The following is a 16,113-nucleotide window of genomic DNA, read 5'->3' on the forward strand; positions in this document are numbered from 1 at the left end:
GTTGGTGTGAACAACTGCATGGAATACCAGAATGAACAGCCCTTGCCGGGGCATGCCCCGGCAAGGGCACCAACTCCCAACCCAAAATGAATTTCCAGACGTCAGGTTACACCACCATTGCCTGGACCAGTTGATAAGCCAGCACGGTGATGAATAGATGCCCTTCGGTGCGGTCCGCTTTGTGATGGAACACCGGTCGCAGGCCGAGTTCCGATTTGAGACCGCGAAACACCGCCTCCAGATCGGTCAACATGGTGTAGGTGTGCCACAAGGTGGCGGCGTCCCAGGTGGTTTCATTGCTGCGCAGACAATAGACCCCGGGATGTGTCAGCATTGAACCCTCGAGTGGAGCCTTGACCCAGGTGATCGACGCGGCCTTGGCTCCGGTCTCATCCGGAGTCACGGTGATCTCGTAGTGTTGCCCGATGCCGTTGCTCTTCTCGATCAATCGGCCGATGCGTCGCTGGATATCAGCCAGCTTTTTCTGTCCGTGGGGTTTTGCCAGGCCGGCGGCGAGCGGATTGAGCAACCTGATGTCTGGAAAATAGGGCGAGCGGGGGTCAGGCATCCTGGTAGTCCCACTTGATGTAGCCCTTGGTGTCGGCGGCCCATTTTTCATCGATTTCGACGAGGACGGCGCTGACGAGGCGTTCGAGGGAGGCTTCGTTGGGGAAGACCCTGATTTTGGTGGTGCGGCGTTTGAGTTCCTGCTGGATGCCGCGTTCCATGGGGTTGGAAGTGCGAAGCCGGCGCTGGTGGGGTTCTGGCAGTGTGAAGACGGTGAGGCCTTCGGGGATATTTCGTTCGAGCCAATCGGCGAGCTTTGGTGCGGTGTCGCGATAGGCATTGACGAGGGTTGTGAGAGCGATCTGGGCAGCGGCGAGGGAATTTGCGTTCCAGACGGTCCGGAGTTCTGCGCCGATGCGTTTGCGGATGGCGTGGTTGGGGGCGTGGTGGATGGCGTTTTGGGCGAGGTGGAACTGGCATCGTTGCCAGTGTGCGGCGCCGAAGACGGCGCGGCGTGCGGCGTGCAATCCGGCATGGTCATCGGAGACGATGAATTCGACGCCTCGCAGGCCACGCTGATGGAGGCTTTCGAGGAAGGCACGCCAATGGACTTCGGCCTCGGAAAGGGCGACCGAGACGCCGAGGACACGGCGGCGTTCATCGGGTCCGATGCCGATGGCCGAGAGCACGGCGGCATCGCGGACGACGCCATTATCGCGCATTTTTTCATATCTGGCGTCGAGGATGAGGTAGCGGATCTCGGCGAGGGGTCGGGTGCGCCAGGCGGCGAGTTCGTCATCGAGCAGCTTGCTGGCGCGGCTGACCTGAGCGGAGGAGAGGCTTTCGATGCCGAATTCGCGCATGACGGCCTCGACGTCGCGGGTGGAGACGCCTTTGATGTACATTTCGGCGACGGCGACCATGACGGCGCGGACCGAGCGTCGGCCGCGTTCGAGGGACTGTGGGTAGAAGGGTTCGCCCACGTGACCGGCGGTTTTGGGGACATCGACGGTGATCGACCCGGCCGGGGTATCGATCCGCTTGGGCTTGTAGCCATTGGCGTAACCCTGACGATCGGGGTTGCGCTCGTAGTGACTGGCGTGGAGGAAGCGTTCGCGCTCGATCTGCATGGCGAGTTCGAAGGTCCTGGCAAATACCGTGGCGATATCGCCTGCGCCGTTTTCGATCAGATGTTCCAAAAGTGCCTCGATAATCGTATCCTTTTTGGCGTCCATTCATCGGTCTCCATGTTGGTGTGAACAACTGCATGGAATACCAGAATGAACAGCCCTTGCCGGGGCATGCCCCGGCAAGGGCACCAACTCCCAACCCAAAATGAATTTCCAGACGTCAGGTTACACCACCGGCGAGCGTGGTGAGACCGGCCTCGAACCGGGTGATGAACCGATCGGTGATTGCGGTCTCCTTGGTCTTGCGCCCCTCGGAGTGGCAATAGAGCCGAACCTCCGCACCATCCTCGCTCAGCACGCGTTGCAATTTGACCGTCTCGTTCGACGCGGTCAGCGTGCTGATCGCCTGATCCGGATCGAACTGGCGGGTGCGTTCGCGGCTGACCACCAGGTAGCGGTATCGGTGTTTTATGAGCCATGCGACGTTGGCTGCGGTGGCGATGCCGGCATCCATGATGACCAGCGCCCCTTTGGGGGCGGTGAGGCCGTCGAGCATCTCCGCCAGGGTCGTGGCTTCACCGACATTGCCGGCGAACATCTTTGAGCGGCGCACGAAGCCGCTGCCATCGAGGACCAGGCCGAGGGTAACCAGAGGGCAGTCGGTTCGCTTCTCCTTTGATCGGCCGCGAGCGGCCTTGGCGTTACCGCTGGCGGTACCTTCGAAATACGTGTTGGTCAGATCGTAGAGGGTGACGGTAAGCGGCAGTCCGAACAAATCCTGGATCCGACCAAACAAAGCGGTCTCGATCTTGTTTCGGTGGCGCACGAGAAGATCGGATGTGCGATACAGGCGGATCAACGGCATGGCATCGAAGTCCACGTCAAGCAGTTCGCCGAGGGCACTGCGCTCGCGAAGCCAGCGCCACGTTGCGAGTTCGCTGCCCGGCGCTGCCATGCGGCCAATGAGACTGCCGGCTACCGCGGCGCGTTGGACTCCATTGAAGTCGAGATCGCGGAGGATCTGATCGATCCCTAGCCATTTCATTGCGGCGATGCCGACCGCTTCGACCCCGATCGACCGGGGCCGGGTGAGTTGCAGCGAGGCGACATCGACTTCGGTGTAAATTGCAGAGGACGCGGACGACGGTGGGAACAAGCTTGCCTGAGCGGCGGTCGACGGGCTCGGTGGAGCCTGGCGTCCAGCGTCCGATCGGGCCGCCCCTGGCTGGGCCGCCTCTGGCTGGGCTGCGATGAGACGGGCGGCATATCGTTGAGCCATGGTCTCGATGATCTCGGGTTCTGCGAGCATACCGACCTGTCCGGCGAGCAAGGCGTCGATCCTGGAGCACAGCGCCTGCCAGTCGCTCTGTGGCAGGTCGAACTGGCGGCCAAGGTTGAGCAGGGTAATCTGGCGGACCTGCTTACCGTTGCGCTCGGAGGCGACGAGGCGGTAGGTGAAGTATGTTTCGTTATCGGACTTATTCCGGGTTTTTGTTTTGCGGATAAACATTGCCGAGACATGAGGCCGGCGCGGTGGAGCGTCAAGGGGTCTGCAATATTATTATGGCACTACAAATAAAAACAAAACCGAAAGAACGCAATATCAATATGTTATGCGACTTCGTTACACGTTATGATCGATTTAGCGCTAAAGATGGGCTAACTTGTTGTCTGGGTACTTATGGAATGGGCATGTCCCGTCCGGTTCGAACCATGGAGTGCTCGATCAGGTCGAAGCCTTTTGACGGCACTGTCAGGTTGACGCGCCGGTCGAGCGATCATAGCGATCCTGAATGATTTCCATGATTTCTGCACGTCGGTTGAAGGGTTATCGCTTTCCCCGCTCGGTGGTCGCTTATGCGGTCTGGGCCTACCACCGCTTTGCGATTAGCCTGCGCGATGCGGAAGATCTTCTGGCGGCGCGAGGTGTGATGGTCAGCTACGAGACCGTCCGCGCATGGGTTAATCGCTTCGGGCCGCAGATGGCAGCCCACATCCGGCGTGACCGGCCGCACGCTTCCGATACATGGCATCTGGAGAAGTCGTGATCAAGATCCGCGGCGTGCGGCATTGGCTCTGGCGCGCCGTCGACGGTCGGGGTGACGTGCTGGAAATCCTGGTCCAAAGTCGACGAAATGCGCCTGCAGCCAGGAAGTGCCTGAGAAAACTCATGCGTAACTGGGGTGTGCCGCGGGTGGTCGTGACCGACAAGCTCAGAAGATACGATGTCGCCTTGCGCAAGGATTGCCCCAGTGCCGATCACCGTTCCCATAAGGGGCTGAACAATCGGGCCGAGGCATCACACCGTCATACGCGGCGACGAGAAAAGGTCATGGCGCGGTTCAAATCGCCAGGCCATGCCCAGAGATTCCTCTCCACGCATGACCAGATTGCCACCTTGTTTCGCCCCAAACGTTATCGTCTCTCCGCCAGATCCTTCCGCCACGCCAGAGCCGACGCCTTCTCGCTCTGGGCCGACTATGCTGCCCAACTGGCAGCCTGATCCATCACCAGACGGGATAATCCACACGTCATACCAACCGCCCTAACGCGTAACCTGTGCCCAATCTCTAGTCCCGATTGAGGTAATTTTTGCAGGATCGCTGACGAGGAAGTTCCAAGCGTTTTTGGCTGCATTGCGCATGTCCTGATAGCTGTTCCAGACGAGGCTGCTCAGCTTGTTTCCGCGCAGATAATCCCAGACATTTTCCATTGGATTGAGTTCGGGGGCGTAGGGCGGCAGTGGTATCAGGGTCATGTTGTCGGGCACGATCAGGCGTTCGCCTGGCTGGTGCCAGCCAGCACCGTCGCAGACCAGGATCGCGTGGGCGGAGGCTGCGATTTGGGTGCTGATTTCCTTGAGGTGTTCGTTCATCGCCTCGGTATTCACGCTCGGCATAATGATGGCAGCACCGACCCCGCGCGCCGGACAAATTGCCCCAAAGATATACAGGCTATCATGGCGGGTATCACGTACCATCGCCGGCCGCGAGCCGGTTTCGGCCCAGACATACTCGATCGAGCCCTTCTGCCCGACCCGCGCTTCGTCCTTACATGAGGGTTTGGCTGTCAATGGTGATTTTGCAGATGGCACTCCTTAAATCCGGTTTTCAACATCAACGTAGTTCGCAGGTCCAGGGCGATCTTTAATCTCGCAGCTATGCTGCGTCACCTTACATGCGGTCGGGTCCAACAACACCGGATCCGTGACCATAATGCCTCATTCACGAGGCGTAGCCCTGGTGAGACGCGACCCACCTGAAACGCGGTGGCTGGGGGCCACCAAAGAAGAAGACGGTCGCGCACCCCGCATTACCGTCGGCAGTTATCCCACCAACGGCAATTCTGTCAGCTTATGCCATAGTGTCTGCTTGGGCCTTGATCTCGACGCCGTCGGGCAGCAGTCCGGTTTCGACGTAACGCCAGAGCGCGATCAACAATTTTCTTGCCATTGCGACGATCGCAATTCGCCGGGTGCGCCCTTGCAGCGTGCCGACCCGCTCGCGGAACCAAGCTGCGAGCGCGCTGCCCGGCTGGTAGCGAAGCCACAGCCACGCAAGCTGGATCAGCGTCGTACGTGCGCGCGGATTGCCGGCACGTCCGATATGTCGATCACGAACCATGCTGCCGCTTTGATACGGCATCGGTGCGATACCGACGTAGCTGGCGAGCTGGCGGCGGTTGTCAAACGGGCGGTAGAGCACCTCGCGCACCAGCACGGCGGAGAAGTTTTCGCCAATGCCGCGGATGCGTTGTAACGCCGATATTTTCTGGACGATCGTGTCGTCAAACGTCGCAGCCTGCCGTGCAGTCCGCTCAGCCTCTACCTCCCTGATCTGCTCCAAAGCTAAAACGAGCCGACGCCGCAGGCGGTCGATCTCGGCTCGCAGCAAAGGTGGCAACGGGCGGCCGTCAGCAGTTTGCAGTGCCTCGACGTCGCGTTCCCAGGAGCGCAGGGACGGTCTTCCCCGTATGCCCTGGGTAAACAGCAATGCCTCGATGGTATTTTCAATGCGCTGCTTTTCTTGGACCAGACGTTCGCGTTCTCGGTGCGGACGCTTGGCATCCTCCTCTTCGGGGGTTGGAACGCGCACCATGCTGCATACTTGCCGATCGCCCGCCAGCCACGCCGCCAGCACGCGAAGCATGCCTTCGGCATCAAGCCGATCGGTCTTGGCGCGGCGTGCGCGCCGGTTGACCAGGATGCTGGTCGGTTCGAGCACGTAGGCATCGACACCATGCGCCGTCAGCAATCTGTGCAGCCAGAACCCGTCCCGGCCTGCCTCAAAACAACACGCAACGCCGATGTCACTATGACCCGATTTGGCCGACTCTCGCGTCCGTACCGACGTGATCAACGCCAGGAGTGCGGCGCTCTCGCCCCCTTCGATGCGATGCAGACGCGCCTTCTCGCTACCACCAGGCGTCCGCACGGCAACAAGCCAAGACGAGACGCTGAGTTCGATAGCGATACGAATAGTATTATTGAACGACATGACAACAGACTCCTCTCTCAGTGGTTGCGGATGCCTGCCATTATGCACAAAACACTTGGCGCCACCGCCCTCATAGCATCTGAAACCACACCTCGATTGATTTGCCGGCCGCCGAGGCTGGCAGCGCATCGCAGCTCAGGCTGGCGAAGTTTTTTTAAAAGTCTCCTGCGCCACCGCATCTTTCTTTGGGTGGAAAGGGCGCGGCTGTAGCCGGGTCAGCCCCAGTTGGCGTAACCACTTGCCGATCGTGCGCTCATGCACTTCCACCGAAAACCGCCGCGCCACCAGCGCCTTCAGATCAACGCAGCGCCAGCGCACAACCTTGTCGGTCTCTGGATCAGGCCCCTTGATCACCAAGGCCTTCAACTCCTGCATTTGCGCCTCGCTCAGCTCCGGTCGACGCCCCGAACCTACCCGTGACGTTAAGCCACTCACCCCTTCGGCATTGTAGCGACGCACCCAGTCGCGCAATATCTGACGCTGCATGCCGCTCAACGCAGCTGCCTCCGCACGCGATTTGCCCTCAAGCACCAGCGCCAATGCCGAAAGCCGGCGAACCACATCGCCGTCGCGCTGGCGCGACATCAAACGGCGTAAATCGGCCGCCGTATGATCATGATTGGTGATCGCCAATGCCTGCGACATGATCCCTCCGTCCTCGCGAATCGACAGAAATCATTCAAACACAGCCACAAAAATTTGAGAATCCCCCGCGAGTCAACCGTTTAGCCGGTTGGTATCACACCAGCAACTTGACAGTGCCCTGGTCGCCCATACGGGCCGCGGGCCTCAGGAATCCCCCCATTTTCCATAGGTCCAGGTATTGCGCCGATTCGCTGCGATTCTCTACCAAGCGTTGGAATGCATGGATGAGGGTGGATCATGGGAATTGCAGCATCGAAAAAGCGTGATGGTGGGCGGTTGAAGGACATCCGCGCATTCATTGACGAGTTGTATGCCCACGATCTCCACGCCAAACGCGTTGACTCCCTGTCTGCTGCGACACTGGGCGTGATGACCGGCGCGTCGCTCGCCGTCGCGATGATCGGTCAGGCGTTGGCACAGGCGCGCGGGCTGGTGACCAAGCACGCGATCAAGCAGGTTGATCGCATGCTCAGTAACGAGAGTATCGACGTCTGGGAAAGCTTCGCCCGTTGGGTACCGCATCTGGTGGGTTCGCAGACCGACATCGTCGTTGCCATGGACTGGACGGATTTCGACGGCGACGATCAGGCAACGTTGGCGCTCAACCTGGTGAGCAAGCATGGCCGGGCGATGCCTCTGTTGTGGCTGTCGATGTGGAAAGAGGAATTGAAAGATCAGCGCAACGCCATCGAGGATACTTGCCTGCGCCGCCTGTCGGAGGTTGTCCCGCCCGGCTGCCGCGTGACCATCCTGGCCGACCGCGGCTTCGGTGACCACAAGCTGTTCGCGTATCTTACGGAGCTTGGCTTTGCCTATATCATTCGCTTCCGCGGCAACATCCATGTCACCGATGCCGCAGGCGAGACGCGAACCGCGGCGGACTGGGTCGGCAAATCGGGCCGGGCGCGCAAACTGCGTGGTGCGCGCGTCACCGCCTCGCACGCCTATCAGGTCGGTGCCGTGGTGTGCGTACATGCGCGTGACATGAAGGAGCCGTGGTGCCTGGCGAGCAGTGACGCCGTGGCGTCTGCAGGGACATTGATCAAGCAATATTCCCGGCGCTGGACGATCGAACCCAGCTTCAGGGACGTCAAGGATTTGCGTTTTGGGATGGGGATGGCTGAGATCCGCATCGCCGAACCAGAGCGGCGCGATCGGCTGCTGCTCATCAGCGCGTTTGCGATGGCGCTGCTGACCATGCTCGGGACGGCAGGCGAGAGCCTGGGAATGGATCGACAGCTCAAGTCCAACACTTCGAAGACCCGCTCACACTCGTTGTTCCGTCAGGGGTGCATGCTCTATGAATTGATCCCGAACATGCCGAAGCACCGGCTACTGCCCCTGATGCGGCGGTTCACGGAAATGCTGCGCAGCAGCGGCATATTCGGCAATTCCATGCCGGCTACGTAATGAGGGGATGAGTGAGGCCGCGGGCAGGCCGTTGATTAGCACAGTGGGCGAGCCCACTGCGACCATGTCGGGCGGTCCGACGCATGTCACCTTGTCGGTCACTCGTGCCGCCGGCAGACCACCGATGAGCACATTGGGCGAGCCGGTGAGGATCGGTCCCCCAACATGCGGAACTGGCCCGTCACTCTCCGGGCAGGTGTGCATGTCGGTCATTCGGGCTGCAGGTTTTTCTCCGGCCATGAAACGATGCTAGCCGATCACCCATGGCCCGGAAAGCCTCAATCCTGCTTCCATGGCCCCCCTGCCCTGCCCGAAATCTTCAATCTGGCCCACGCCAACGTTACTCGGCAACGCGCGGCGTGCGGCCCCTACCCCGATAGCCCCCCGAATAATTCCACTACGCGCGATAATATGCGTTATCGCGGCTGAGAAATGCCGCAAGAAAACCCACCTGCGGACAGCCCGCTAGGCGGTGATCCGCAGGAAACTTTTCTTGATCTATGCAATACCGATACCATGACGTCACTAACTAAAGTCGAGTTTCACCTACTTCGGGGGCGTCCCAACACCAAGTAGAGGCAATTCAAGGAAAATCATCGCAAAAAACCCAACGACCCGCCTATCGAGCTTCCGGCCATTAAGGACGAATCATAATTAAGATAAGGCAACAATCCCGCGACCACCTTGTCCTGATGAACTTTTCGTGATGATTGGATTGGTTTATCCTGGGGACAGTCTTACCAATGGCTACAGCGACCAAACCACCACTTCCGTCCATCTCGCTCAAGCCAGGCGCACGCCGGACCCCGACCGAACCCTCCAAAGTCATGACGCTGTTCGTCATGATCGTCGTCACCCTCTATTTCGGCCGCGAAGTCCTAATCCCGATCGCCCTGGCCCTGCTGCTCGCCTTCCTGCTGGTGCCATTGGTCTCGCTATTCCGCCGCATGCATCTCGGGCGCATCCCCTCCGTGCTGCTCGTGGTCACCGTCACCATCGGCATACTGCTCGCCCTCGGCAGCGTCATCGGCAGCCAGATCGGGTCCCTCGCCGGTGACCTGCCGAAATACACCACCACCATCGAAACCAAGGTCAGCACCCTCAAAGCCGCCACCCTTGGCCGACTCACGAAACTGGTGCAGACTAATAACAGCCCAAACGCCATCCCCTCGCCGGCGTCCCGGTCGACCGCATCGCAATCCCCCTCGCAGCCAGCGCACGCCGGCAAATCAGCCCCGGCCCAGGCCCAGCCGGCGCCCTCGGCAAACTCGCGCTGGGGCATGGCGAAGGAGTTCCTCACCCCCATCCTCTCGCCGCTTGCAACACTCGGCATCGTCTTCATCGTGGCCATTTTCGCGCTCCTCCAAAGTGAAGATTTGCGCGATCGCCTGATCCGCCTACTTGGCGCCGACGACATCCACCGCACAACCATCGCCATGGACGATGCCGACAGCCGCTTGCGGCGCTATTTCCTCACCCAACTCACCGTCAACACCGCGTTCGGCCTGGTTGTCGGCATCGGCCTGTTCATCATCGGCGTCCCAAACCCTGTTCTCTGGGGGGTCCTCTCGGCGCTGCTGCGCTTCATCCCCTACATCGGCTCGTTCATCTCCGCCCTGCTGCCGATCGCCCTGGCCGCCGGCGTCGAGCCCGGCTGGTCGATGGCGCTCTGGACTGCAGCCCTCTACGTCGTTGTCGAAGGCATCACCGGCCAGGCGATCGAGCCGTTGGTCTATGGCCACAGCACCGGCATCTCGCCCTTCGCCGTCGTGGTGGCCGCCATCTTCTGGTCCTGGGTCTGGGGCCCGGTCGGCCTGTTCCTGTCCACGCCGCTCACCCTGTGCCTGGTGGTCCTGGGCCGTAACGTCAAACGCCTGGAGTTCCTCGATGTCATGTTCGGCGACCGCCCCGCCCTCAGCCCGGTCGAAAGCTTCTATCAGCGCATCCTGGCTGAAGACGGCGATGAAGTGCTCGAACAGGCTGAAATACTGCTCAAAGAAATGCCGCTCTCGGAGTATTACGACGACGTCGCCCTCAAAGGCATGCAACTCGCCGCCATTGATGCCGAACGCGGCGTACTCGCCGCCGATCAGCTCGAGACCGTCAAAAAAACCATCTACGAGCTGGTCGAAAGCCTGACCGAACACATCGGAAAGCGCAACGACCCGGCCGATGCCACCGATCCGTTATCCGCAGGCGCACCCCCGCTGGACGGCGCCCCCGCCATCCTCAGCATCGCCGGCCGCGGCCCACTCGACGAACCGGCCTCCGCCATGCTGGTGCACCTCCTGCAGGACCAGGGCATCGCCGCCCGAATGGTCAGATACAACGACGTTTCCCGCCACACCCTGCAAAACCTCGACGTCAGCAACGTCGCCATGGCCTCAATCGCATATCTCGACATCAGCGGCAGCCCCGCTCACTTGCGCTACCTGATCCGCCGCCTCCGGCGCTACCTGCCCCCCGGCACGCCAATCCTCGTCGGACTCTGGCCCAGCGACGATCCCGCTCAGGATCAGACCCGCACCGCCATCGGTGCCGATCATTATGCCAACTCCTTCGCTGACGTCATCAAGTCCTGCGTCACCGTTATCGCCGCAGACCATATCCCGCTGCCCGGCTGATTTTGAGACGGTAACTTTGAGGTTTCCTAAAAGGGCTCTGACACCTGGAGCAACGGTCAGACTGAAGGTCAAATCAACCGACTGAAGACGCTGAAAGGGGCGAGGTACGGCCGTGCGGGCGTCGATTTACTCCGCGCGCGAATGATGCCCCTCAAAGTCGACCCGAATCACACGAATTGAGGCAGAGCCTTTAAGGGAAACTGACAGCTCGATCAGCGCCTCCAGCCGCCGCCACGGCAAAACACGCTCCATCTCCGCCAGAAACACGTCCCGACGGGTGAACTTCCGCTGTTTCCGGAAACCGTCATACTCAGCAAAACTGCGCTGCATCCAGGGGCATCCTCTCTGTCAAACACAGTGAATCATACCGAAAACGTATCGTAAATGATTTTTTCAGAGTTTCCTTAAGGGAAACTGACACCTGCATCTGCCACGATCAATGCCGGATCAGGTCATACTACGCTACGCTCTGGCCAGACTGCCCAGGTTGCTGGTCTGAGTTCAGGGGCAGTCGCCAGGTCCACCGGTAGCCCGGCGCCGGTCACGTGAGGTAGGAGTGAACTACGCCGATCAGTTCTTCTGCCGCTTGCGCGCGATCGGTTTCATGCTGGTCCGGATCGACGATATGCTGTCGGATATGGTGCTCGATCACAGTGCCGATGAACCCATCCAAGGCGCCACGACATGCCGTCGCCTGTTGCAACAGGGCGGTGCATCGTGCGTCTTCTTGTAAGGCTGTCTGCATGGCTTCCACCTGACCGCGGATGCGGCTCAGTCGGTTCACCAGCTTGCGTTTTTCCTTGTCGGTGTATTGCATTGCCTCTTGACCAGATACTGTGAGGGGGTATATAGCACATCAGGCCACGAAATGCGAATTTCGATGGTTTTGATCAACCCAATGTGCCAAGGACCCCATGAAATCGCGATCGAACAGCCAACCTTCAGAGGACGATAGTAAGCGCTTTTCGCTTGCTGTCATGTTCACCGTGGGATGGACGATTGCCCGGGCCGGATACACGGCTGGAGAAATCTGCGCGACGCGCTGAACTCCGCCCCCTCCGCCTGGGTTTAAGCCAACGCTGACCAGGAGGAGGGATCGATATGATCTTCCGCAGAAAACTATTGAACCGGCCATCTTCGCCGGTCACGATCGCCGCGTCGAATAACGCAGCTTTGCCGCGCCGTCGGCTTGTCGCCTGCTGGCGTCCCGATGGTGCTGGGCGGCTTGTGATCTATTGGAAAGTGATCGCGGAATCGCGCGGCGAGCCTCCGGGCTAAACCCGGCACGGATCACCATCGACGTCTGCCCATTCCCACCCATTCCTTGCCGATCACGGAGACATGCCATGTCCGCCGAAACTGATATCCTGATCTCCCCCGCGAGCGCCCACATCACCCTCCCCGCCGGTCTCGAAGACCGTCTGCGCGACCGGCTCCGCATCCAGAGACTGCGCACCGGCAAGGGGGGCCTACGCAGCCGCATCGTCCTCGGTCTCTCCTTGGTCGGTCCGGGCCTGCTCGTCATGCTGGGCGATAATGACGCCGGGGGTGTCATCACTTATGCTCAGACAGGTGCCACCTACGGCTTCAGCCTGTTCATCCCGCTGATGATCCCGCTCGGCTTCATCGCATACTTGGTCCAGGAAATGACCATCCGGCTCGGAGCCGTCACCCGCCGCGGGCACGCCGAGATGATCTGGAAGCGCTACGGCGCCTTCTGGGGGGCGTTTTCGCTGATTGATCTGGTGGTCGCGAACATCCTCACACTGATGACCGAGTTCATCGGCATCCGGGTTGCGAGCGAGGTTTTCCATGTCCCCTACCTGGTAACGATCCCACTCGCCTTCGTCTTCATCGTGAGCATTCTGATGTTCCTGAAATATTCGAGCTGGGAGCGTATTTCGCTGGTCGTCGCGGGGTTTAATCTGGTATTCCTGCCTCTGGCGTTATTCTCGCATCCCGACTGGGGTGCAGTCGCCCGCACCTTCACCGGCAGCGGTTGGGCGTTGCCGGGCGGGCTGCTTTCTGCTGGATTCCTGATCCTCGTTTCGGCGAACATCGGCACCACGATCGCACCATGGCAGTTGTTTTTTCAGCAATCCTGCGTGGTCGATAAAGGTATTCTCCCGCAGGACATCAAGGCGAGCCGGCGCGATCTCATGCTCGGCGTCATCGGCATGGTTGTGGTGGCCACATCCATCATCGTGATTTCGGGGCAGTATCTGCATGGCATGCCGAATGCGGCCTCGCTGGATGACCATTCGGTGCTCGCAGGCATCGGATCGAAGTTGGGGCATGGTGCCATGATCGTTTTTGCGCTCGGCCTGCTTGAGGCCGGCCTGATTGCTTCGATCGTAATCACCGCCAGCACCGCCTGGGCGATCGGCGAGGCGCTCGACGTGCCCCGCTCGGTCAATATCTCGCCACGTCGGTCGCTGTATTTCTATGCACCGGCAATCTTCGGCACCGCGATTGCCGCGGGGGTGTTGATGCTACCGCACGTGCCAGTCGGGTTCCTGAACCTGACCGTCCAGGTGATTGCGACAGTGTTCATGCCTGCAGCCATGTTGTTCCTGCTAATGCTGCTAAACGACCGGGAATTGCTGGGTGAGCATGTTAATTCACCGACGCGCAACATCCTTTCGGTTGGCGTCATGGTTATGCTGATCGCCTGCAATGGCCTGTACGGCATCGCCACCGTGTTTCCCCATGCCCTTTGAAATTTTGTCGCTCAGGAGCGTCACGCCATGAACCAGGACAATCGTTCTCCCGCCAGTGAAACCAGGCGCTCGAAAGGCGTCAGCCGGATCCCTGTGCCGCGGAGGGTCCGCGCCAGCCAGCGTGACCTCGATCGGAACGCCCATGACAGCAGCGCCGACATCGCCGCGATTGCCCACGCCGAGGGCTGGCTAACCCCGCTCATCCCGATCCAACGGGTCAGGTTGCGGCCCTGGCAGCAAGCTATCTTCTGGGGGCTACGGCTTTATATCGGTGTTATGCTGATCATCATGGGCTGGGGATTTTTCCACGCAGCGGGTGGATAGGTGGCCGTTTCCTTGCAAAGAACAATAGACTGATCTCAGCCACCGCGAGACATTGGACTCGGTGGTAGATCGGTCGCATTTCAAATAGGTGGCCAACCATGGCTTCAAAGACATGTGCCATGCTGGTGGCATTCCCTATCTGCCTCATGATCAATTATCCGGCTGGTGCCGATCAGCAGAACCAAACGACACCGGCTCCCACCACATTCTGGACCCGCAATGCGCTATTCGGATCGTGGGATGGCATGAAACCCACATTGAGCGATAACGGAATCACGATCGGCTTCAACGAACAGGCGGTAACCTCCAACGTACTCGGAGGTGGCGCGCGGCAGGGCGACGAATTCGCTGCCCTGCTGACACCGTCAGCGCGGGTCGATCTCGGCCGATATACCGGCATCCCCGGCCTTGCCGCGTATGTCTCCGCCTGGGTGGTGCAGGGCCACGGCCCGACCGCCTTTAACGTGCATAGCCTGAGCGGCCTCGCCTACGTCGAGGCGCCGGATGGTGCCCGTCTGGCCGATGCCTATCTAACGTGGCACGCGCCGCACGACGCCATTCATGTGAAGGTCGGAAAATTCGGCATCGACGAGAATTTCGACCAGAATCCCGCCGCGGCAACTTTGCTCAACTCTAACTTCACCTATCGCGACATCATGGCGAACAACCTGCCGGGCGGTGGCCCCGCCTATTCCTACGAAGGTCCGGGCGCCATGCTCGGGGTTCAGGCAACCAAGCTGCTCCGACTGCGAATCGGCCTGTTCAGTGGCGATCCGCTCGGTCGCCCGCTGGAAGGACCACAGCCTCCGGCGCGCGATGCCGGCGGTCTCGCGTTTCCGCTCGATACCGGCGCTCTGTTCATCGCCGAAGCCGATGACGCCTATCGGATGCCAGGCTTAGGCAATGGGACGCTACGTGTCGGAGGGCTCTACGACACGCTCAGCCGCCCGGACCTGCTATTCAGCATCACCGGCCAAAGCCTCGCCGCCTCATCTCCCGGCCCGGCCCGGCCCGATCGCGGTGAATACGTGATTTACGCCGGCGACACCCAGACACTCTGGCACGGGCTGGACACACGCCGGCTGCGTGGCTTCGCGCGCCTTGCCTATGCGCCACCCGCGCAGAACGCAATCACGCTCGATGTCCAGGCGGGTCTGGTGCTCGATGCGCCGCTTGTTGACCGCCCGGATGACACGGCAGCTCTCGCGATCAGCTATGACCGGATCAGCACACGGAAAATCGACTTCGTCCGTAGTGAAAATGCAATTACCGGCAGCGCGCTTCCGATCCCAGCGAGCGAAACCGATGTCGAGCTTGACTACAACGCTGAGCTCGCACCCTGGCTCATTGCAACGCCGGATATGCAATACATCGTCCGACCTGGCGGCGGCATCGCGGACCCAACCACGCCGAGCCGACGGGAACCGAATGTCTTCGCGGCGCAACTTCAGTTGACGCTCACGTTCTGAATGTCGTCAGGGATGGCAAGGAAGCTCAAATGACCACCCTCCCACAACCGCTTGCCGTACCGTTTCTGACGACTATTTCCGATTTCGCGATCGCCTTCGTGCTCGGCACCCTGATTGGTGCCGAACGGCAATGGCGCCAACGCTCCGCCGGCTTGCGGACGACGGTGCTGGTGGCACTCGGTGCCGCGGCCTTCGCCGATCTCGGCGTTCGTCTGGCTGGTCCGGCCGGTTCGACCCGCGTGGTAGCCTACATCGTCTCGGGGATCGGCTTTCTCGGTGCCGGAGTCATTTTAAAGGATGGCGCGAATATCCGCGGTATCAACACAGCGGGAACCCTCTGGTGCTCTGCGGCGGTGGGTGCTTTCAGCGGGTGCGGCTTTCCTGCGGAAGCCACCGCGCTAACCGGCTTCATCCTCGCGGGGAATACCCTGCTGCGCCCACTGGTCAATTATATCAATCGCCGACCGATCGATGCCCGTGCGACCGAGGCGCAATATGCGATTCACGCAATGTGCGATCCGGCCGATGTTTCGGATGTGCGCGACCTGCTGTTCGCCGAGCTGGAAGCGGCGCACTATCCGATCCGCGAAATCGAAATCCTCTCCGATAGCGAGGAAATGGTCGAGTTGGCAGCAACCCTTGTGCCAACCAATGCGAAACCGGAGGAACTCGATGCCGTCGTCACGGCTCTAGACCCAATGTCCGCTGAGTGATCGGCGGCCCGCCCATGGCATGTATGATGTCGAGGGTTGTGCCGGATGGCCGGCACAGAGCCTCATACATGGAGG

General features: G+C 60.4%; 13 protein-coding genes and 3 pseudogenes. 7 read left to right on the forward strand and 9 right to left on the reverse strand.

Going from position 1 to position 16,113, the window contains the following annotated elements; genetic code table 11:
* Positions 1-115: 115 nt before the first annotated feature.
* The 3 genes and pseudogenes from SIL87_RS00645 to SIL87_RS00655 form a co-directional block, all read right to left on the reverse strand.
* Positions 116-526, reverse strand: a pseudogene (locus SIL87_RS00645) (IS1634 family transposase); the annotation flags it as partial.
* 34 nt (positions 527-560) lie between these two features.
* On the reverse strand, positions 561-1,742 hold the full coding sequence (locus SIL87_RS00650) for an IS256 family transposase (RefSeq protein ID WP_319612316.1): 1,182 nt from the start codon (positions 1,740-1,742) through the stop codon (positions 561-563).
* 121 nt (positions 1,743-1,863) lie between these two features.
* Positions 1,864-3,147, reverse strand: a pseudogene (locus tag SIL87_RS00655) (IS1634 family transposase); the annotation flags it as partial.
* Between the two features lie 283 nt (positions 3,148-3,430).
* On the opposite strand from SIL87_RS00655, the pseudogene SIL87_RS00660 reads away from it, so the two are divergent.
* Positions 3,431-4,140 (forward strand): annotated as a pseudogene (locus tag SIL87_RS00660) (IS6 family transposase).
* Between the two features lie 42 nt (positions 4,141-4,182).
* Here SIL87_RS00660 and SIL87_RS00665 read toward each other — a convergent pair.
* From SIL87_RS00665 to SIL87_RS00675, 3 genes are all read right to left on the reverse strand, one after another.
* Complete coding sequence (locus SIL87_RS00665) at positions 4,183-4,731, reverse strand: IS630 family transposase (protein ID WP_319612398.1); 549 nt, start codon at positions 4,729-4,731, stop codon at positions 4,183-4,185.
* A gap of 259 nt (positions 4,732-4,990) precedes the next feature.
* Complete coding sequence (locus SIL87_RS00670; protein ID WP_319612358.1) at positions 4,991-6,133, reverse strand: IS110 family RNA-guided transposase; 1,143 nt, start codon at positions 6,131-6,133, stop codon at positions 4,991-4,993.
* A 135-nt stretch (positions 6,134-6,268) separates the two neighbouring features.
* On the reverse strand, positions 6,269-6,778 hold the full coding sequence (locus tag SIL87_RS00675) for a winged helix-turn-helix domain-containing protein (protein WP_319612399.1): 510 nt from the start codon (positions 6,776-6,778) through the stop codon (positions 6,269-6,271).
* A 237-nt stretch (positions 6,779-7,015) separates the two neighbouring features.
* On the opposite strand from SIL87_RS00675, the gene SIL87_RS00680 reads away from it, so the two are divergent.
* Entirely contained in the window at positions 7,016-8,188 is a 1,173-nt protein-coding gene (locus SIL87_RS00680; protein ID WP_319612376.1) for an IS4 family transposase, read from the forward strand.
* Here SIL87_RS00680 and SIL87_RS00685 read toward each other — a convergent pair.
* The gene (locus SIL87_RS00685) at positions 8,111-8,428 is read right to left on the reverse strand and encodes a PAAR domain-containing protein (RefSeq protein ID WP_319612400.1); all 318 of its coding nucleotides are present in this window, start codon (positions 8,426-8,428) and stop codon (positions 8,111-8,113) included. The two genes, SIL87_RS00680 and SIL87_RS00685, sit on opposite strands and share 78 nt — an antisense overlap.
* 503 nt (positions 8,429-8,931) lie before the next feature.
* Here SIL87_RS00685 and SIL87_RS00690 point away from each other — a divergent pair.
* A complete protein-coding gene (locus tag SIL87_RS00690; protein WP_319612401.1) occupies positions 8,932-10,812 on the forward strand; it encodes an AI-2E family transporter in 1,881 nt (626 codons plus the stop codon).
* Positions 10,813-10,938: 126 nt separating this feature from the next.
* Here SIL87_RS00690 and SIL87_RS20095 read toward each other — a convergent pair whose 3' ends face one another.
* Together SIL87_RS20095 and SIL87_RS00700 are read right to left on the reverse strand one after the other, a co-directional pair.
* Positions 10,939-11,142: a hypothetical protein gene (locus tag SIL87_RS20095; protein ID WP_405055195.1), complete on the reverse strand. Its 204-nt coding sequence runs from the start codon at positions 11,140-11,142 to the stop codon at positions 10,939-10,941.
* A gap of 211 nt (positions 11,143-11,353) precedes the next feature.
* Complete coding sequence (locus SIL87_RS00700) at positions 11,354-11,629, reverse strand: metal/formaldehyde-sensitive transcriptional repressor (protein WP_319612402.1); 276 nt, start codon at positions 11,627-11,629, stop codon at positions 11,354-11,356.
* Between the two features lie 529 nt (positions 11,630-12,158).
* Between SIL87_RS00700 and SIL87_RS00705 the strand changes: the two genes are divergently transcribed.
* From SIL87_RS00705 to SIL87_RS00720, 4 genes are all read left to right on the forward strand, one after another.
* Positions 12,159-13,532, forward strand: a complete 1,374-nt coding sequence (locus tag SIL87_RS00705) for an NRAMP family divalent metal transporter (RefSeq protein ID WP_319612403.1) — start codon at positions 12,159-12,161, stop codon at positions 13,530-13,532.
* A gap of 27 nt (positions 13,533-13,559) precedes the next feature.
* Entirely contained in the window at positions 13,560-13,856 is a 297-nt protein-coding gene (locus SIL87_RS00710; protein WP_319612404.1) for a hypothetical protein, read from the forward strand.
* Between the two features lie 257 nt (positions 13,857-14,113).
* Complete coding sequence (locus tag SIL87_RS00715) at positions 14,114-15,325, forward strand: carbohydrate porin (protein WP_319612405.1); 1,212 nt, start codon at positions 14,114-14,116, stop codon at positions 15,323-15,325.
* Positions 15,326-15,354: 29 nt separating this feature from the next.
* Positions 15,355-16,038 (forward strand): MgtC/SapB family protein, encoded by a 684-nt coding sequence (locus tag SIL87_RS00720; protein ID WP_319612406.1) that lies wholly within the window; start codon positions 15,355-15,357, stop codon positions 16,036-16,038.
* Positions 16,039-16,113 lie beyond the last annotated feature (75 nt).

Origin of the sequence: Acidiphilium acidophilum (assembly GCF_033842475.1) — a bacterium.
Classification (GTDB): domain Bacteria; phylum Pseudomonadota; class Alphaproteobacteria; order Acetobacterales; family Acetobacteraceae; genus Acidiphilium; species Acidiphilium acidophilum.